Here is a 16507-nt window from a genome sequence, read left to right on the forward strand (position 1 = left end):
GCAAACGGTCCTTCAGGCGGCAGCGGCGAACGAGGTGACGTCGACGATCCGGTCGGCGATCAGATGACGGATTTCGTCGTCATGGACAATGGCGACCATGGCGACGCCCTTGGTCTTTTTCTCGGCAATCAGCTCGACCACCACGGCGCGATTCGGCGCGTCGAGCGAAGCGGTCGGTTCGTCCAGCAGCAGGATCGGCAGGTTCGAGATGAAGCCGCGCGCGATGTTGACGCGCTGCTGCTCGCCGCCGGAGAAGGTCGAGGGCGGCAGGGTCCACAGCCGCTCCGGGATGTTGAGCCGGCGCAGCAGTTTCCCGGCGCGCTCGCGGGCCTCCTCGCGCGTCGCGCCGTTGACGATCAGCGGCTCGGCGACGACGTCGATGGTCGCCACCCGCGGCACCGCGCGCAGGAACTGGCTGACATAGCCGATGGTCGAGCGGCGGATGCTGAGCACCTGGCGCGGCTCGGCGGTCGCAAGGTCAATCACCGTGCCGTGGTGGCGGATGCCGATCCGGCCGCTGTCGCAGCGATAGTTGCCGAAGATCATCTTCAGAATCGAGGATTTGCCGGCGCCCGACGGGCCCGACAGCACCACGCATTCACCTGCGACGACGTGGAACGAGACGCCACGCACCACGGGCAGTTCGACGCCGCCCTGCAGATGCATGGTGAAGGTCTTCTCGGCGTTGGCAAGTTCGATCATCGCGGTCATTGGCAAGCTCATGGCGGCAGGATCGAGGAAACGAGCAGCTGGGTGTAGGGCTCGCGCGGATCGTCGAGCACCTGGTCGGTGAGACCGGTCTCGATCACGCGGCCGCCCTTCATCACCATCACGCGATGCGACAGCAGGCGCGCAACGGCGAGATCGTGGGTCACGACGATGGCGGCGAGGCCAAGCTCGCTGACCAGGTTGCGCATCAGGTCGAGCAGCCGCGCCTGCACCGAGACGTCGAGGCCGCCGGTCGGCTCGTCCATGAACACCAGCCGCGGCTCGGTGACGAGGTTGCGCGCGATCTGCAATCGCTGCCGCATGCCGCCGGAATAGGTTTTCGGCGCGTCGTCGATACGGCCGACATCGATCTCGACCCGCTCCAGCCAGGTCGATGCGGTGTCGCGGATCCGGCCGTAGTGATTCCATCCCACAGCCATCAGCCGTTCGCCGACATTGGCGCCGGCCGAGACGCCCATGCGCAATCCCTGCGCCGGGTCCTGATGCACAAAGCCCCAGTCGGTGCGGAACAGGAAGCGCCGCTCGGCCTCGCCGAGCTCGGCGAGATCGCGCAGCACGCCGTCGCGCATCCGGTACGACACCCGGCCCGCGCTCGGCGCGAGCTGCGCCGAAAGCAGTTGCAGCAAGGTCGACTTGCCCGAACCGGACTCGCCGACGATCGCCAGCACCTCGCCGGGATACAGCGCGAACGAGACGTCGCGGCAGGCGGGAAGCCGGCCGTAATTCTTGGCGAGCCCGTCGGCCACCAGCAGCGGCTGGTCGTTGTCGAGGCTTGCGAGCTCAGGCATGCGCCTTCTCCTTGTGGGGCGCGGCGCTCTCGGTGCCGTGATGGCCGGCGGCCTGGCGCTGCTCGCAGAAGTCGGTGTCGGAGCAGACGAACATCCGCCCGCCTCTGTCGTCGGTGACGATCTCGTCGAGATAGGAATTGTCGGCGCCGCACAGCGCGCAGGGCGCGTTGAAGCGGTACCGCGTGAACGGGTGATCCTCGAAATCCAGCGACACCACCGTGGTGTAGGGCGGGATCGCGTAGATGCGCTTCTCGCGGCCGGCGCCGAACAGCTGCAGCGCCGCGCAATTGTCCATCTTCGGATTGTCGAATTTCGGGGTCGGCGACGGGTCCATCACATAGCGCGCATTCACCTTCACCGGATAGGCGTAGGCGGTCGCGATGTGGCCGAAGCGCGCGATGTCCTCGTACAGCTTGACGTGCATCAGGCCGTATTCGGCGAGCGCGTGCATCCGCCGCGTCTCGGTCTCGCGCGGCTCCAGGAAGCGCAGCGGCTCGGGGGTCGGCACCTGATAGACCAGCACCTGGCCTTCATGCAGCGACGCCTCGGGAATCCGGTGCCTGGTCTGGATCACGGTCGCCTCTACGGTCGAGGTCGTGGTCGCGACACCTGCGGTCTTGCCGAAGAACTTGCGGATCGAGATCGCGTTGGTGGTGTCGTCCGAGCCCTGGTCGATCACCTTCAGCACGTCGTCGGGACCGAGGATCGCGGCCGTCACCTGCACGCCGCCGGTGCCCCAGCCATAGGGCATCGGCATCTCGCGGCTGGCGAACGGCACCTGGTAGCCGGGGACCGCGATCGCCTTGAGGATCGCGCGGCGGATCATCCGCTTGGTCTGCTCGTCGAGATAGGCGAAATTGTATGTCGGCGCGCTCATTCCGCGGCCTCCTGCAGTTCGATCGCCTGATTGGCCTCGGCAAATTCCTGCCGCAGCTTGCGCAGCAGGCCGAGCTCGGACTGGAAGTCGACATAATGTGGCAGCTTGAGATGCTCGACGAAGCCGGTCGACTGCACATTGTCGGAGTGCGACATCACGAACTCCTCGTCCTGCGCCGGCGCCGCCGCTTCCTCGCCGAGCTCGCGTGCCCGCAGCGCGCGGTCGACCAGCGCCATCGACATGGTCTTGCGCTCGCTCTGGCCGAAGGCGAGGCCATAGCCGCGGGTGAAGCACGGTGCCTCTGATGTCGAGCCCTTGAACTGGTTGACCATCTGGCATTCGGTCAGCTCGATCGAGCCGAACGGCACCGCAAAATCGACGTCCTCGGCGAACAGCTCGACCTCGACCTCGCCGAAGCGAATCTCGCCGGCGAAGGGGTGATTGCGGCCATAGCCACGCTGCGTCGAATAGCCGAGCGCGAGCAGGAAGCCCTCGTCGCCGCGCGCCAGGTTCTGCAGCCGCAGATCGCGATCGGCCGGGAAGCTCAGCGGCTCGCGCGTGAGGTCGCCGACCGGCGCGTTGCTATCTGCCTGCGGCGAGGATTCGATCAGGCCATCGCGGCCGAGGATATCGGTGACCCGCGGCGTTGCCGCCTGCGACGCCTCCGCGGTGGCCGGCCGCTCCGGCATGAAGCCTGCCGCGAGCTGCGGATCGAGCAGGCGATGGGTGTAGTCGAAAGTCGGTCCCAGGATCTGGCCGCCCGGGACGTCCTTGAAGGTCGAGGAGATCCGCCGCCGCACCAGCATCTCGCCGGTGTCGACCGGTTCGGTGGCGCCGAAGCGCGGCAGCGTGGCGCGGAAGGCGCGGACCAGGAAGATCGCCTCGATCATGTCGCCGCGCGCCTGCTTGATCGCCAGCGCCGCCAACTCGCGGTCGTATAGCGAGCCCTCGGTCATCACGCGATCGACACCGAGCGCGAGTTGCTCGGAGATCTGCGCCAGCGTCACCTCGGGCACATCGCGATCGCCGCGCCGCTCATGCGCCAGCAGGCGATGAGCGTTCTCGATGGCGCGTTCGCCTCCCTTGACGGCTACATACATCGCTCACACTCCGCTTGCGATCAGCCGCGTGGTGCGCGGGATCGCGACAATGGCGTCGTCATGGACCAGCACGACATCGATGCCGCGCGGGAACAGGACTTCGTTGATTGCGAGCCGCTGAAACAGATCGCGCGGCTTGATCATCGCCTGCAGCAACGCGCTGCCGTCGATGCCGGGCCCTTTCAGCTCGAAGGCCGGCCCCTGGGTCAGGCTGTCGACCTGGAGAATCAGCGTAGTCGACCGGTCCGGATATTCGCTGCTGCCGAGCGCGAAGCGCTCCAGCGCTGGCAGGTTCGCGGCATCGCCGATCAGCGCGAAGCTTGCGATCGAGGAATCCCCGACCACCGGCGCGCCGGCGTGAAACTTCAGCCAGCGGGCGACATCCGGCGTCGCCGACATCGCGGCATCGAGCCAGATCGGCGTGTCGTGATCGAACAGCGTCAGCGCGATCGCGGCCGAGCCGCGCATCATGCCGGCGGGCACCCCGACGCTTGCTGCGACGCGCTGCACGCTGCCTGGACGCGCCATCGCATCCATCACGGAACGGAAGGTGGATTGCGCCGACAGCACCTTGTCGGCAAAGCCTGCGGGCATTTCGGCAATCGTCGTCATTGCATCACCCCTCACCGCGCACCATCGTGTAGAAATCGACCCGCGTCGCCGCGGTCTCCGCGGCCTTGCGGGCGCGTTCAGCATTCATCGCGGCACGCAGCGGCGCGATCACCTTGGTCTCCACCTCGCCGGACAACGCCGCCGATTGCACCATGGCGTCGCACAGCGCGATCATCCGCGCCTTCTCTGCATCGCGGCCGAGCGTGTAGCCGAAGCCGACCTCGCCGGTGGCAAGCCGCACCGCCGCGCGCGACACCGTCGCCTCGCCGAGATTGAACGGCGCGCCGTCGCCGCCGATCCGTCCGCGCAGCATCACAAGGCCGTTTTCCGGTTCACGGAGGTTCTCGTGCGCGGGCATTGCGATCGCCGCCAGCCTGCCCGCGATATCCGCAGCCGCGGAGTGCGCCAGCACCGTCATCGCAGCCTTGCGCTGGGCCTGCTTGCTGTTTGATCCGGTCGAACTCATTGGCAACCTTGCTTGTATCAAGTTGTCTATGATACTAGACAACTTGATAGCGGAGCGCCATGACTGTTTCGTGACAAACCGAAGATTTCTGGTATCACCGCGCGATGAGCATGCAGGAAAGTTCCGGCGTCGCCTTGTGGCGGCAGGTCGCCGACGGCATCGAGCGCGGCATCGCTGACGGCCGCTTTGCCGCGGGCGAAAAGCTGCCCGGCGAGATGGAGATCGCCGAGACTTACCGCGTCAATCGCCACACCGTGCGGCGCGCGCTCGCCGCATTGGCGGAGCGCGGACTGGTGCGCGCCGAGCGCGGCAGCGGCACCTATGTCGAAGCCCAGCGCCTCGCCTATCCGTTGCGCTCGCGCACGCGATTCTCGGAGATCGTCGGCGCCGGCGGCCACGAACCGCGTGGCCAGCTGATCGAGGCCGGTGAGGATATTGCCAACCGCGAGATCGCGCGTGAGCTGGGCCTGAAGATCGGTGCGCCGCTGATCCGGATCGAAGCGGTGCGGCTTGCCGACCGGACACCGATCTGCGTCTCCACCACATGGCTGTCCGCCGAGCGATTTCCCGATGCCGGCAGCGTGTTCGCCAATGTCCACTCGATGACCAAGCTGCTCGGACATTACGGCGTGAAGGATTATCACCGCGCCTCGACCCGGATCACCGCCGCGATTGCCGATGCCACCGATGCGGCGCGGCTCGACCTGCCGCTGGGACGGCCGGTGCTGGTGGTCGATGCCACCGATGTCGACATGCTGGACCAGCCGCTGGTGACCAAGCGCTCGCGCTTCGCCGCCGAGCGCGTCGAGTTTCTGGTCGAGAACGGCTGATCGCTCTGCTCTCTCGCCCCGCTCTTGCGGGGAGAGGGTTGGGGTGAGGGGCTGTCTCCGCGAATTCGACAGATATGAGCACGGGGAAGCACCCCTCACCCGGATTGCTTCGCAATCCGACCTCTCCCCGCAAGAGCGGGGCGAGGTGGAGTCCTACGCCACCGCTCGCCGTCCGATGATGGCGAAGCGCAGCTTGCTCGAGACGAAGTCGATCGCAGCGACCGCGATCAGGATCATCAGGATCAGGAACGACACCTTCTGCCATTCCAGCACGCGAATCTGCTCGGCGAGCTGCAGGCCGATGCCGCCGGCGCCGACGATGCCGATGATGGTGGCCGAGCGGGTGTTCGACTCGATGAAATAGAGCACCTGTCCGGCGATGACAGGCAGCACCTGCGGCAGCAGCCCGAAGCGAATCTCATGCAGCGCATTGCCGCCGGAGGCGCGGATGCCCTCGACCTGCTTGCGGTCGGCCGCCTCGATCGCCTCGGAGAACAGCTTTCCGAACGCGCCGAAGTCGGAGACCATGATCGCGAGCACGCCGGCGAACGGACCGAGCCCGACGACGTTGATCCAGACCAGCGCCCAGATCAGCGTATCGACGCCGCGGATCGTGTCCAGGAAGCGCCGCACCGGGAATCGGATGAAATTCGAGGGGATGACGTTGCGGGCCGCCAGCAGGCTGACCGGCAGCGCCAACAGCGCCGCAAGCGTGGTGCCGAGCAGCGCGATCGACAGCGTCTCGCCGAGCGCCTGCATGTAGAGCGGGAATGATGCGCCGGGATTCGGCGGGATCATCAGCATGGTGATCCAGCCGAGCTGGCCGACGCCCGAGATCAGCCTGGACGGCGAGAAGTCGAGATCGACCAGGCCGAACACGAAGATCGCGAACGCGACCGCGATCATCGCGGGCAATGCCAGCCGCGCCGATGCCGGCCGCTCGAAGGCGTCGGGATATTTCGCACGGAGTTCGGCGGCATCCGGCTTCGGCATCTGGCTCATCGGCGCGTCTCCTTGCCGAACAGCCGGCCGCGCAGCCAGCCGGTCGAGATGTCGATGATGAACACGGTGAGGATAATGGTGACGAGGATGGCGCTGACGTCCGAGTAATAGAACTTGCGGATCGCGACCACGAGCTCCTGGCCGATGCCGCCGGCGCCGACGAAACCCATCACCGACGCCTCGCGGACATTGATCTCGAAGCGCAGCAGCGCGTAGCTGGCGTATCCGGCCGAGACCTGCGGCAGGATGGCAAAGCGCATGCAGGACAGCCAGCTCGCGCCGGTGGAGCGGATGCCCTCGACCGGCTTCATGTCGGCATTTTCGACGATCTCGGCAAACAGCTTGCCGAGCGCGCCTGTGGTGTGGATCGCGATCGCCAGCACGCCGGCCATCGGGCCGAGGCCGAACGCGATCACGAAGATCAGCGCGAACACGATGCCGGGCACGGTGCGGGCGAATTCCAGCAGGCGGCGGATGATGAAGCGCACCCAGGGCCCCGGCGAGGTATTTTGGGCGGCGAAGAAATTGAGCGCGAAGGCGAACACCGCGCCGGTCAACGTGCCGACATAGCTGATCAGGAGCGTCTCGCCGAGCATCCTCAGCCATTTGTGCCAGCCCCAGAACCATTCGGCGGGGTCGGTCCAGACCCGCGCGCCGGAATCGAGCGTGAGGATGCGATCGAAATAACTGACGAAATTGCCGAAATAGGTGAACAGCGTGCGCAGGTTCACCTCGGCGCCGAACGCGGCGACGACCAGGGCGACGCAGAACGCCGCGGTCGCCAGCGCGCCCCTCAGCCGCTTGCGCGCAACCGCCTTGCGGTAGGCGTCTTCCAGCACCGCCAGTTGCTGGGCCGGAAGGATGGATACGGCAGTTGCCATCGTGTTGATCAGCCGGGCTGGAGGTTCAACGGAAAGAGCCGGGTTATGAAAAACCCGGCTCCGCATGTCTCCGTGGTGCGATCAGCTCGCCTTCTTGCGCAGCCTGTCGACGAACTTGATCAGCTCGATCGTGCTGTCCCAATCCTTGGTCGTGGCGGGATGGAAACCCTTCTTCTGGCCGTCGGAGAGACGGTCGAACGCGGCCTTGTCCTTGGTCGGCGCGTCGAAGAAGGCCTTGGCGATCGCCGCCTTCAGGTCCTCCGGAAGGTCGGAGTTATAGGCGTAGGGGCCGTTGATGATCGGCGACGACTTGTTGATGATGCGGAAGTCGTCCTTCTTCATCGCGGAGCCGTCGGCGTTCTTCAGCATGCCCTTGGTCAGCATCTGCGCGAGCGTCGAATCGTCGTCGTTGGTCCACTGATTGGCCGCCATGTCGACGGTGCCTTGCGCCAGCGCCAGCACGGCGTTTTCGTGGCTGCCCGTGAACACGACCTTGCCGAAATAGCCCTCGGCATCGGGGATGCCCATCTTGTCGAGCTCGAAGCGCGGCACGTTGTTGCCCGATGTCGAATTCGGGTCGACCAGGCCGAGGTTCTTGCCCTTCAGATCCTCGACCTTCTTGTAGGGGCTCGACGCCTTGACGTAAAACACCGAGTAGTAGCCGGTCGAACCGTCCTGGTTCATGTCGTTGGCGAAGGCGTCGGTCTTGACGCCGGTGAGGCGGGCGCGGGCGAACGACGCCGAACCGTAGCTGGCGATCTGGATGTTGCCTGCGCGCTGACCTTCGATCACGGCGGCGTAGTCGTTGGCGATGCGCAGCGTGACCTTCACGCCGAGCTCCTTCGATAGATACGCCACGAACGGCGTCCAGCGCTCGGTGACGCCCGAGGCGTTCTCGGCCGGCACCACCGCGAAGGTCAGCTCCGGATATTTGGCTTTCCAGTCCTGCGCGGACGCCGAACCGGCGAAGGCCAGCGCGGCAGCGCCGACCAGAATGATGCGACGAGTGAACATGACTACCCCTCTTTTGTGGTTACACACCTGTTGGCCGGGCAAAACGCCCAGCCTCGCAGATCAAGAAAAATGCGCGACGCTCAGGCCGCGGCAGCGGTGCCGAGCGCCGGCGCGGTCGCACCGTCGGGCGCGGGCAGCGGCGCCGCGCCGATGACGTCATTGGCCTCGAGGTCATAGAGCTCGCGGGCGATATGGTCAGTCAGCGCCGCAGGCGCGCCGTCGAACACCACGCGGCCGGCCGCCATGCCGACCAGGCGGTCGCAATAGGTTCGCGCGAGGTCGAGCGAGTGCAGGTTGCAGAGCACCGTGATGCCGAAATGCTTGTTGATGCGCAGCAGCGCATCCATCACGATCTTGGTGTTGCGCGGATCGAGCGAGGCGATCGGCTCGTCGGCGAGGATGATATCGGGCTCCTGCACCAGCGCGCGGGCGATCGCAACGCGCTGCTGCTGGCCGCCGGAAAGCTGGTCGGCGCGCTGCGCCGCGAGCTGGGCAATATCGAACTGATCGAGCGCAGACATCGCCAGCGCCCTGTCCTGCTCCGGCCAGACCTGCGCCAGCGAGCGCCAGGACGGAATCTGCGCAAGCCGGCCCATCAGCACATTGGTCAGCACGTCGAGCCTACCGACCAGATTGAACTGCTGGAAGATCATCGCCGAACGCGCCCGCCACTGCCGCAGCTCCTTGCCGCGCAGCGCGGTGACATCGGTGCCCTCGAACAGGATGCGGCCGGAGGTCGGATCGGCGAGACGGTTGATCATCCGCAGCAGGGTCGACTTGCCGGCACCGGAGCGGCCGATCACACCGACAAAGCTGCCCGGCGCGATCGAAAACGATGCGTTGTCGACTGCGGCTTTTGTGCCGAACCGGCACGTCAAACCTTCCACCACCAGCATGCAATGCTCCAACCGCGTCGCGTTTGGGCCATCGCTATCCCCGGCGTTTTACAGTTATGTGACGTGACGTTGCGGTGCGGCGATCGTCCACACCCGCTCGCATGTCGTCATCGTAACGTCATGATGCCGTCATCAAGCATCCCGATGACGGGCCCCATCTCCCCGGAAGCCAACGATTTGCAAGAATTGCGGAGGACCCCGATGGCCGGAAAAACACTCTCGGTTGTGCCGACCATCGACCCGACCGCGTCGGTCCGCGAGAGCAAGCTCGGCAAATATACCGAGGTCGGCGCGCGCACGATCCTGCTTGAAGTCAGCATGGATGACTATTCCTACGTCGTGAACGACAGCCAGATCACCTACACCTCGATCGGCAAGTTCTGCTCGATCGCGGCGATGACCCGGATCAACCCCGGCAACCATCCGATGCATCGCGCGACGCAGGCGCACTTCACCTACCGCGCCAGCGCCTACTTCCCCGGCGAGAGCGACGACATCGACTTCTTCAACTGGCGACGTGCGCATCACGTGCATATCGGCCATGACGTCTGGATCGGTCACGGCGCGATCCTGCTGCCGGGACGGAACATCGGAACCGGCGCCGTGGTCGCCGCCGGCGCGATCGTGACCAAGGATGTCCCCGCCTATACGATAGTTGCCGGCAACCCGGCGCGTCCGGTCAAGCGGCGCTTCTCCGAGACCACGGCGGATCGCCTCGCGGCGCTCGCATGGTGGGACTGGGATCACGAAACACTTCGTCGTGTGCTGCCCGATTTTCGCAAGCTCACGGCCGAAGAATTCCTCGACAAGTATGAGGCCGAGGCCGTATCCCAATCACTGGACAAACAACGGAGCGCCGCATCGTGACGGATATCTTCATCGAAGGCGGGCGCGCGCTGGTTGACGGGGCATTGGTCGAGACCTCGCTGCGGACCGCCGGCCGCGACATCGGCGCGCTGGACGCCGAGCAGGGTCGTGCCGCACTCCATATCGATGCCGAGGGCCTGCTGGTGCTGCCCGGCATCATCGATCTGCACGGCGATGCGTTCGAGCGGCAGATGATGCCGCGCCCGGGCGTCGACTTCCCGACCGACGTCGCATTGCTCGACAGCGACCGCCAGGCGATCGCCAACGGCATCACCACCGTGTTCCACGGCACCACCTGGTCGTGGGAGCCTGGCCTGCGCAGCGCGGAGAACGCGCGCAAGCTGCTCGATGCGATCGAGGCGCTGCGGCCGCAGCTCGCCGCTGACACCCGCTTCCATCTGCGTCACGAGACCCACAATCTCGACGCCGAGGCCGAGATCATTCAATGGCTCACCGAAGGCCGCATCGACCTGTTCGCCTTCAACGACCACAGCAACGTCAAGCCGAAGAAGCGCAACCAGCTCGCCGAACGTAGCGGACTCTCCGTCGACGCCGTCAACGACATGCTCGATCGGATCGTGGCGCGCCGTCCCGAGGTGCCGGCCTCGATCAGGCGGCTGGCTGCGGCTGCACGCGCGGCTGATATCCGCATGCTGTCGCATGACGACAACAGCCCGGCGATGCGCCAGGAGTTTCGTGCGCTCGGCGCCACGATCGCCGAATTCCCCGTCAACGAGGAGACCGCGCGCGATGCCGCGGCTGCCGGCGACTTCATCGTGTTCGGCGCGCCCAACGTGGTGCGCGGCGGCAGCCACACCGGCTGGACCAAGGCCTCCGACATGATCGCGCAGGGCCTCTGCTCGGTGCTGGCGTCGGATTATTATTATCCGGCGCAGCTGCTCGCGGCGTTCCGGCTCGCCGCCGACGGCATCCTGCCGCTTACGGAGGCGTGGGACCTGATCTCGTCGGCGCCGGCGCGCGCCGCCGGGCTCGCCGATCGCGGCGTGCTCGCCACGGGCTGCCGCGCCGACGTCATCGTCGTCGACGACAAGGTGCCAATGCGCCCGCGCATCGTCGCCGTGATCGCGGCCGGGCGGCTGGTGCATCTCGCTGACGCAAGCTGCCTCGTTCATTCGTTCGCGCCGCGCAAGGCGGTTGCGGCCGCGTAGTCAAGCTCTATTCTGCCGCCATGACCTCCATCCCGCGCTACGCGATCTATTATACGCCGCCGCCCGACAGCGCCTTGCATCGCTTCGGCTCGACGCTGCTCGGTTACGATGCCGTTGACGGCAACGACCTGCCGTTTCCCGATGGCGTCGCGCCCGACTGGCGCGAAGTGACGGCGGATCCGCGCAAATACGGTTTTCACGCCACGCTGAAGGCGCCCACTGCGCTCGCCGACGGCAGGAGCGAGTCCGAACTTCTTGACGCCTGCGCCGCCTTCGCCGGCCGCGCACGGCGCATTCCCGTGATCGAACCGGTGGTCGATGCCATCAGCGGCTTCATTGCCGTGACCCCGGCCGGCCGCTCGGACGAATTGCAGCAGCTTGCCGCCGACTGCGTCACCGAATTCGATGCGTTTCGCGCGCCACTCACGCCCGACGATCGCGCGCGGCGCAAACCCGAACGGCTCACGGAGCGGCAGCGCGACTATCTCGACCGCTGGGGCTATCCCTACGTCATGGAGGAATTCCGCTTCCACATGACGCTGACCGGGCGGTTGAGCGACGAACGGCGCGGTCCAATCGTGGCGCAGCTGCGCGAGCGGTTCGCGGCGATCGAGCTTGCGACGCTCGCGATCGACCGCATCGCGCTGTTCAAGCAAGCCGATCGTGCATCCAGGTTCCGGATCATCGACAGCTGGCCCTTGCGCGCGCAATAGCGGACGCTACTCGTCCACCCTGGTGCGGGCGATGATCTCGGCGGCGCCTTTCTCCAACAACTCCATGCCGACGGCGCGGCCGAGTTCGCGCGGCCGATCCGAAGGCCCGCGCCGCGTCACCTCGACGAAGCCGGCGCCTCCCTCGTCGAGCACCGAGGCGCGCAGCGTCATCTCGTTTCCGGAGAGCGTAGCGTGGCCGGCGATCGGCGAGTTGCAATGGCCGTTGAGCACCCACAGCACCTCGCGCTCGGCCTCGGCGGCAAGCCGCGACGCCGCCTTGTCGATCGCGGCAAGCCGCGCCCGCGTCGCCCAATCGGTCGCGACGCATTCGACCGCGACGATGCCCTGGCCGACCGCCGGCAGCATCTCGCCGACGGAGAAATCATGTGCGATGCGCGCGGTCATGCCGATGCGCTCGAGGCCGGAGCGCGCCATGACCAGCGCATCCGCCGGCCCGACCTCGCCGCCATCCGGCAATCGCTGCTTGTCGCCGCGATCGAGTTTTGCGACTCGCGTGTCGGCAGCACCGCGATAATGGATCACGGTTGCTTCCGGAAACAGCCGGCGCAGATAGGCGGCGCGGCGCACCGCGTTGGTACCGATCATGAAGCCCTTGCCGCGGGCGGCGCGCAGGGTCTCCAGTGACAGGCCCGGCCGCAGCACCAGGCTGTCATTGGCGGCGTCGCGCGCCAGCATCGCCGCGAGGACCAGACCCGGCGTCTCCTCATTGCCCGGCACGTCCTTCAGCGAATGCATCGCGGCCTGCAAGGTGCCCGCGCGCATCGCCTCGCGGATCTCGGCGACGAAGGCGCCGCCCTTGCCGCCGTGACGCAGCAACTTGCTGGTCTGGTCCTGGTCGCCGCGGGTCTCGAACTTGACGATCTCGACGGCAAGGTCCGGTGCCGAGGCGCGCAGCAGCCGCGCGACCTCATCCGTCTGCGCGAGTGCCATCGCGCTCTTGCGCGTCCCAATCCGCAAAACCTGTCCCGACACGAAAGCTCCGCTGCGCGTGATCATCAACGGCTGGGGATTAGAACAAAAGGCCAGTCAAAACAATGGTTTTTGCCCCTGCCTGGCGAGGCTCAGACGATCTCCTCGACAAGCTTCACGCCGGCCTCGCGCATCGCCGCGATGGCAGCCGCAAGCGAACCGCCGAGATCGATGGCCCGGCAGCCCGGCAACACGACCACCGTCTCGAAGCCGAGCCGCCGCGCATCGAGCGCCGAATATTGCACGCAGAAATCCGTCGCCAGCCCCGCCATCAGGACACGCGTGAGGCCACGTTCGCGCAGATAGCCGCCGAGCCCGGTCGGGGTTGTGCGGTCGTTCTCGAAGAACGCCGAATAGGAATCGATCGCCGAGCGGAACCCCTTGCGGATCACGAGCTCGGCGCGGTCGGTGGCGAGGCCCGGATGAAACGCCGCGCCCGCGGTGCCCTGGATGCAATGGTCCGGCCACAGCGTCTGCGGCCCATAGGGCATGGTGATCGCGGAGAACGGCGCCGCGCCCGGATGCGAGGTCGCAAACGAGCTGTGGCCCGCCGGGTGCCAGTCCTGGGTCAGCACGACATGGTCAAACCGCGCCGCGAGCCGGTTGACCACCGGCACCACCGCATCGCCATCGGCGACCGCCAGCGCGCCGCCGGGGCAGAAATCATTCTGCACGTCGATGATCAACAGGAGATCGTCAGGCTCAATCTTCATCAGGTGCCGATCCGTAACGACGCGCGCAATTTGCGTAGGCAGGCGATCACCGACAGCGCGGTGATGCGGCCGGTCTTGGGGTTCTCCGAGGGGATGTTCTCGATCATCATCGAGAACCGCGCGGAATCGGAATCGACCTCGATGCGGTGGGTGTTGCGCGTCACCGTCGGATCGGCCCAGATCTCGACCCGGGTCCGGTCCGGGCCGATGCCGGCGAGCGACAGCGCCACCGCGACGTTGAGATTGGCCGGAAAGCCTTTTGCCGCGTCGCGCGCGCTGCCTTCGAAGATGCGCAGCGGCTCGGTGATATCATCGATCTTGATGTCGTTCTCGACCAGATGCGGCGCGCCGAGCAGGCCCGCGACCGGCTTCCGCGTCACGAGCTTCGCCGAATGAATGGTCCCGACCGCCGCCGCGGTCACCGCATCGAGCCCGATCAGCGCGCCGGTCGGCACGATGATCTGGCCGCCATGGGCTCGCGCGAGATCGACCAGGTCCTCGTTCTGCAACAGCGCACCGACGCTGAGCACGACCGCAGTCTTGCCGCGCGCGACCACCGGCGCCACGATCGCGCGCACCACCTTGCTCGGCGCGCACTCGACCACGATGTCGGCAACATCGGCAAGCTGTTCGATCGGCACCAGCCGCGGCGCGGATTTGAGCGCCGCGACCCAGCCGCCATGCTTGTCCGGACTGTTGGCCGACACCGCGACAAGCGTCAGGCCCTCGATGCCCTGATCGAGCGCCTTGACGACGTCGGTGCCGATCGCGCCGAGGCCGGCGACCGCGACCCGCAACTTTGCCTTACCGTCCGCCATCATTTCCCACCGGCGAGCATCTTGACCAGGCGATAGAGGTACTCCTGGCCCTCGTAGAACGATTTGACCAGCACGCGCTCGTCCTTGCCATGGTTGCGGTTGTCGTCGACATCGGCGCCGAGTCCGGAATGGCCATAGGTCGGGATTCCGGCATTGCGCAGATAGCTGCCATCGGTCGCGCCGGTGCTCATGACCGGGACGATCGCCGCATCCGGCCAGAACTCCTTCGACAGTTTCTCGATCGAACCCATGATCTCCTCGTTCAAGGGCGACGGAGGGCTCAGCACCGCCTTGCCGGTCAGGGTCACCTCGATCTGCTTGTCGGCCAGCACGCGCTCGATCGCCGCCTGGACACCATCGACCGGCTCGCCGGGCAGGATCCGGCAATTCACCTTGGCGCTCGCCAGCTGCGGCAGCGCGTTGATGGCATGGCCGCCTTCCAGCATGGTCGCGACACAGGTGGTGCGGAGCTGGGCGTTGTAGCCGGGCTTGTCCGACAATCGCGCCAAGGCCGCCGGATCGGGCTGCGGCGCCAGGATTGCCTTGATGTCGTCGGCGTTCTCCTTGCTCTCGGTCTCCGCGGTCTTGGCGAAATAGATCCGCGTGGTCTCGTTGAGATTCATCGGGAAGTCGTATTTGGAGAGACGAACCAGGCCTTCGGCGAGCCGGTAGATCGCATTGTCCTTGCGCGGCAGCGATGAATGGCCGCCACGATCCTTCACGGTGAGCTGGTAGCCGACCGAGACCTTCTCGCCGGTCTGCACGCTGTTGCGGATCGCCTTGCCGTTCTTCAGGCCGACACCGCCGCCTTCGTTGAGCGCGAACTCGGCGTCGATCAGGTCGCGATGGTTCTTGATCAGCCACTGCATGCCGAGGCCGTTGGCATCGAGGATCTCCTCGTCGGTCTCCAGCGCTACGATGATGTCGCGGTCCGGCTTATAGCCCTCCTTCTTGTAGCGGATCAGATTGGTGATGAAGGACGCGGCCATGTATTTATCGTCGCTCGAGCCGCGGCCGTAGAAATAACCGTCCTGCTCGGTGAGCTTGAACGGATCGACCGTCCAGTCTTCCCGGAGGGCGGGGACGACATCGATATGGGCGACCAGCAGGATCGGCTTGCGCGCGCCGGAGCCGTGCAGCCGCGCCACCAGATTGCCCTTGTGCGGCGCCGGCGAGAACACATGCACGTCGGCCTCGGGGTAGCCCGCAGCGCGGAGCCGCGCGCCCATCGCTTCCGCCGCCTTCCGGGTATCGCCGGTTGCGGTGGTGGTGTTGATCTCGACCAGCTCCTGGTAGATGCCGCGGGCAAATTGCTGTTGCTCGGTCAATCCCTCCGCTGCGGCGCCGGTTGCGAGCAGCGCACCGAGCGCCGCCGACAGCAGCAACGATCGAACCATGTTTCGGGTCTTGTGCGACATCATGCTCTCCCAGAATTCCACTGCAACGAATTCAGACAGGCGACACAGGCTTTGGCAAGACGGCAAGCCCTTCAATTTGCGCGCGCATGCTCCGCAGTTTCGTGCACGCTATTTGGAGTCCTTATTGGAATCCTTGGCCGCGATCACCTCGATTTCGACCAGGAAGCCGGGATTGGCCAGCGTGGCGACGCCGACCACCGAGCGCGCCGGCAGGTTCGGCTGGCTGCCGCCGAAGAACTGGGTGTAACCCTCCATGAAGGCCTTGAAGTCCATCGGCGCGCCCGCGCTGTGCACCAGGAACACCTGCATTTTGACGACGTCGCCCATGCCGAGCCCCTGGCCTTCCAGGATCGCCTTGATCCGGTTGAGCACGCCGACGGTCTGGGTCTTGGCGTCGCCATAGGCCTGCGGGCTCGACGGATCGGCATCCTTGTTGACGACTGGCGGCACCTGGCCGCTGACATAGATCGTCGTGGCGTTGCCGGTGACGGTCACGGCCTGCGCGATCGGGAATGTCGAGTTGGGAATCGGATGCCTGACCACTTCGGCCGAGGCGGCGGTCGCCATCGCCGACAGCGCGGCACCCAACGCGATACCGGTGAATTTCATCAAACTCTCCCAAGT

General features: G+C 66.2%; 19 protein-coding genes. 4 read left to right on the forward strand and 15 right to left on the reverse strand.

Annotation, left to right across the window (positions count from 1 at the left end):
• Positions 1–12: 12 nt before the first annotated feature.
• From phnL to phnG, 6 genes are read right to left on the reverse strand one after another with little or no spacing between them, the layout of a single operon-like run.
• A complete protein-coding gene (gene phnL, locus ACVW17_RS35835) occupies positions 13–711 on the reverse strand; it encodes a phosphonate C-P lyase system protein PhnL (protein ID WP_456798663.1) in 699 nt (232 codons plus the stop codon).
• An 8-nt stretch (positions 712–719) separates the two neighbouring features.
• The gene (gene phnK, locus ACVW17_RS35840) at positions 720–1517 is read right to left on the reverse strand and encodes a phosphonate C-P lyase system protein PhnK (protein ID WP_456798664.1); all 798 of its coding nucleotides are present in this window, start codon (positions 1515–1517) and stop codon (positions 720–722) included.
• Positions 1510–2394, reverse strand: coding sequence for an alpha-D-ribose 1-methylphosphonate 5-phosphate C-P-lyase PhnJ (locus ACVW17_RS35845; protein WP_456798665.1), 885 nt, complete (start codon positions 2392–2394; stop codon positions 1510–1512). Before ACVW17_RS35845 ends, phnK begins: the two co-directional genes overlap by 8 nt.
• Positions 2391–3494, reverse strand: coding sequence for a carbon-phosphorus lyase complex subunit PhnI (locus ACVW17_RS35850; RefSeq protein WP_456798666.1), 1104 nt, complete (start codon positions 3492–3494; stop codon positions 2391–2393). Before ACVW17_RS35850 ends, ACVW17_RS35845 begins: the two co-directional genes overlap by 4 nt.
• Positions 3495–3497: 3 nt before the next feature.
• Positions 3498–4106, reverse strand: a complete 609-nt coding sequence (gene phnH / locus ACVW17_RS35855) for a phosphonate C-P lyase system protein PhnH (RefSeq protein WP_456798667.1) — start codon at positions 4104–4106, stop codon at positions 3498–3500.
• Between the two features lie 4 nt (positions 4107–4110).
• The gene (gene phnG, locus ACVW17_RS35860; protein ID WP_456798668.1) at positions 4111–4572 is read right to left on the reverse strand and encodes a phosphonate C-P lyase system protein PhnG; all 462 of its coding nucleotides are present in this window, start codon (positions 4570–4572) and stop codon (positions 4111–4113) included.
• A 104-nt stretch (positions 4573–4676) separates the two neighbouring features.
• On the opposite strand from phnG, the gene phnF reads away from it, so the two are divergent.
• On the forward strand, positions 4677–5402 hold the full coding sequence (phnF, locus tag ACVW17_RS35865; protein ID WP_456798669.1) for a phosphonate metabolism transcriptional regulator PhnF: 726 nt from the start codon (positions 4677–4679) through the stop codon (positions 5400–5402).
• Between the two features lie 153 nt (positions 5403–5555).
• On the opposite strand, the gene phnE (ACVW17_RS35870) is transcribed toward phnF, so the two are convergent.
• From phnE (ACVW17_RS35870) to phnC, 4 genes are all read right to left on the reverse strand, one after another.
• On the reverse strand, positions 5556–6404 hold the full coding sequence (gene phnE, locus ACVW17_RS35870; RefSeq protein WP_456798670.1) for a phosphonate ABC transporter, permease protein PhnE: 849 nt from the start codon (positions 6402–6404) through the stop codon (positions 5556–5558).
• The gene (gene phnE / locus ACVW17_RS35875) at positions 6401–7285 is read right to left on the reverse strand and encodes a phosphonate ABC transporter, permease protein PhnE (RefSeq protein ID WP_456798671.1); all 885 of its coding nucleotides are present in this window, start codon (positions 7283–7285) and stop codon (positions 6401–6403) included. Before phnE (ACVW17_RS35875) ends, phnE (ACVW17_RS35870) begins: the two co-directional genes overlap by 4 nt.
• 81 nt (positions 7286–7366) lie before the next feature.
• The gene (phnD, locus tag ACVW17_RS35880) at positions 7367–8299 is read right to left on the reverse strand and encodes a phosphonate ABC transporter substrate-binding protein (protein ID WP_456756240.1); all 933 of its coding nucleotides are present in this window, start codon (positions 8297–8299) and stop codon (positions 7367–7369) included.
• An 80-nt stretch (positions 8300–8379) separates the two neighbouring features.
• Complete coding sequence (gene phnC, locus ACVW17_RS35885) at positions 8380–9195, reverse strand: phosphonate ABC transporter ATP-binding protein (RefSeq protein WP_456798672.1); 816 nt, start codon at positions 9193–9195, stop codon at positions 8380–8382.
• A gap of 201 nt (positions 9196–9396) precedes the next feature.
• Between phnC and ACVW17_RS35890 the strand changes: the two genes are divergently transcribed.
• From ACVW17_RS35890 to ACVW17_RS35900, 3 genes are read left to right on the forward strand one after another with little or no spacing between them, the layout of a single operon-like run.
• Positions 9397–10062 carry a transferase hexapeptide repeat family protein gene (locus ACVW17_RS35890; RefSeq protein WP_456798673.1) on the forward strand — a complete coding sequence of 222 codons (666 nt, stop codon included), beginning with the start codon at positions 9397–9399 and terminating at the stop codon, positions 10060–10062.
• Positions 10059–11231, forward strand: a complete 1173-nt coding sequence (locus ACVW17_RS35895; protein ID WP_456798674.1) for an alpha-D-ribose 1-methylphosphonate 5-triphosphate diphosphatase — start codon at positions 10059–10061, stop codon at positions 11229–11231. Before ACVW17_RS35890 ends, ACVW17_RS35895 begins: the two co-directional genes overlap by 4 nt.
• A gap of 20 nt (positions 11232–11251) precedes the next feature.
• Positions 11252–11944 (forward strand): DUF1045 domain-containing protein, encoded by a 693-nt coding sequence (locus tag ACVW17_RS35900; protein WP_456798675.1) that lies wholly within the window; start codon positions 11252–11254, stop codon positions 11942–11944.
• Positions 11945–11950: 6 nt separating this feature from the next.
• On the opposite strand, the gene hemC is transcribed toward ACVW17_RS35900, so the two are convergent.
• From hemC to ACVW17_RS35925, 5 genes are all read right to left on the reverse strand, one after another.
• A complete protein-coding gene (gene hemC, locus ACVW17_RS35905) occupies positions 11951–12961 on the reverse strand; it encodes a hydroxymethylbilane synthase (protein ID WP_456798676.1) in 1011 nt (336 codons plus the stop codon).
• 65 nt (positions 12962–13026) lie between these two features.
• A complete protein-coding gene (pncA, locus tag ACVW17_RS35910) occupies positions 13027–13647 on the reverse strand; it encodes a bifunctional nicotinamidase/pyrazinamidase (RefSeq protein WP_456798677.1) in 621 nt (206 codons plus the stop codon).
• On the reverse strand, positions 13647–14465 hold the full coding sequence (locus ACVW17_RS35915; RefSeq protein ID WP_456756246.1) for an aspartate dehydrogenase: 819 nt from the start codon (positions 14463–14465) through the stop codon (positions 13647–13649). Before ACVW17_RS35915 ends, pncA begins: the two co-directional genes overlap by 1 nt.
• Complete coding sequence (locus ACVW17_RS35920) at positions 14465–15883, reverse strand: M20/M25/M40 family metallo-hydrolase (protein ID WP_456798678.1); 1419 nt, start codon at positions 15881–15883, stop codon at positions 14465–14467. Before ACVW17_RS35920 ends, ACVW17_RS35915 begins: the two co-directional genes overlap by 1 nt.
• A 108-nt stretch (positions 15884–15991) precedes the next feature.
• Positions 15992–16492: a RidA family protein gene (locus ACVW17_RS35925; protein WP_456798679.1), complete on the reverse strand. Its 501-nt coding sequence runs from the start codon at positions 16490–16492 to the stop codon at positions 15992–15994.
• Between the last annotated feature and the right edge of the window lie 15 nt (positions 16493–16507).

Source organism: Bradyrhizobium sp. USDA 4473 (assembly GCF_054063335.1).

Excerpts from the sequence above, each read along its gene's own strand:
- ACVW17_RS35890 (WP_456798673.1), top strand. The coding sequence starts at position 9,397 with ATGGCCGGAAAAACACTCTCGGTTGTGCCGACCATCGACCCGACCGCG.
- phnC (WP_456798672.1), bottom strand. The coding sequence starts at position 9,195 with ATGCTGGTGGTGGAAGGTTTGACGTGCCGGTTCGGCACAAAAGCCGCA.
- phnD (WP_456756240.1), bottom strand. The coding sequence starts at position 8,299 with ATGTTCACTCGTCGCATCATTCTGGTCGGCGCTGCCGCGCTGGCCTTC.
- phnL (WP_456798663.1), bottom strand. The coding sequence starts at position 711 with ATGACCGCGATGATCGAACTTGCCAACGCCGAGAAGACCTTCACCATG.
- hemC (WP_456798676.1), bottom strand. The coding sequence starts at position 12,961 with ATGATCACGCGCAGCGGAGCTTTCGTGTCGGGACAGGTTTTGCGGATT.
- phnK (WP_456798664.1), bottom strand. The coding sequence starts at position 1,517 with ATGCCTGAGCTCGCAAGCCTCGACAACGACCAGCCGCTGCTGGTGGCC.
- pncA (WP_456798677.1), bottom strand. The coding sequence starts at position 13,647 with ATGAAGATTGAGCCTGACGATCTCCTGTTGATCATCGACGTGCAGAAT.
- ACVW17_RS35920 (WP_456798678.1), bottom strand. The coding sequence starts at position 15,883 with ATGTCGCACAAGACCCGAAACATGGTTCGATCGTTGCTGCTGTCGGCG.
- ACVW17_RS35925 (WP_456798679.1), bottom strand. The coding sequence starts at position 16,492 with ATGAAATTCACCGGTATCGCGTTGGGTGCCGCGCTGTCGGCGATGGCG.
- phnF (WP_456798669.1), top strand. The coding sequence starts at position 4,677 with ATGAGCATGCAGGAAAGTTCCGGCGTCGCCTTGTGGCGGCAGGTCGCC.
- phnE (WP_456798671.1), bottom strand. The coding sequence starts at position 7,285 with ATGGCAACTGCCGTATCCATCCTTCCGGCCCAGCAACTGGCGGTGCTG.
- phnH (WP_456798667.1), bottom strand. The coding sequence starts at position 4,106 with ATGACGACGATTGCCGAAATGCCCGCAGGCTTTGCCGACAAGGTGCTG.
- ACVW17_RS35900 (WP_456798675.1), top strand. The coding sequence starts at position 11,252 with ATGACCTCCATCCCGCGCTACGCGATCTATTATACGCCGCCGCCCGAC.
- ACVW17_RS35845 (WP_456798665.1), bottom strand. The coding sequence starts at position 2,394 with ATGAGCGCGCCGACATACAATTTCGCCTATCTCGACGAGCAGACCAAG.
- phnE (WP_456798670.1), bottom strand. The coding sequence starts at position 6,404 with ATGAGCCAGATGCCGAAGCCGGATGCCGCCGAACTCCGTGCGAAATAT.
- ACVW17_RS35915 (WP_456756246.1), bottom strand. The coding sequence starts at position 14,465 with ATGGCGGACGGTAAGGCAAAGTTGCGGGTCGCGGTCGCCGGCCTCGGC.
- phnG (WP_456798668.1), bottom strand. The coding sequence starts at position 4,572 with ATGAGTTCGACCGGATCAAACAGCAAGCAGGCCCAGCGCAAGGCTGCG.
- ACVW17_RS35850 (WP_456798666.1), bottom strand. The coding sequence starts at position 3,494 with ATGTATGTAGCCGTCAAGGGAGGCGAACGCGCCATCGAGAACGCTCAT.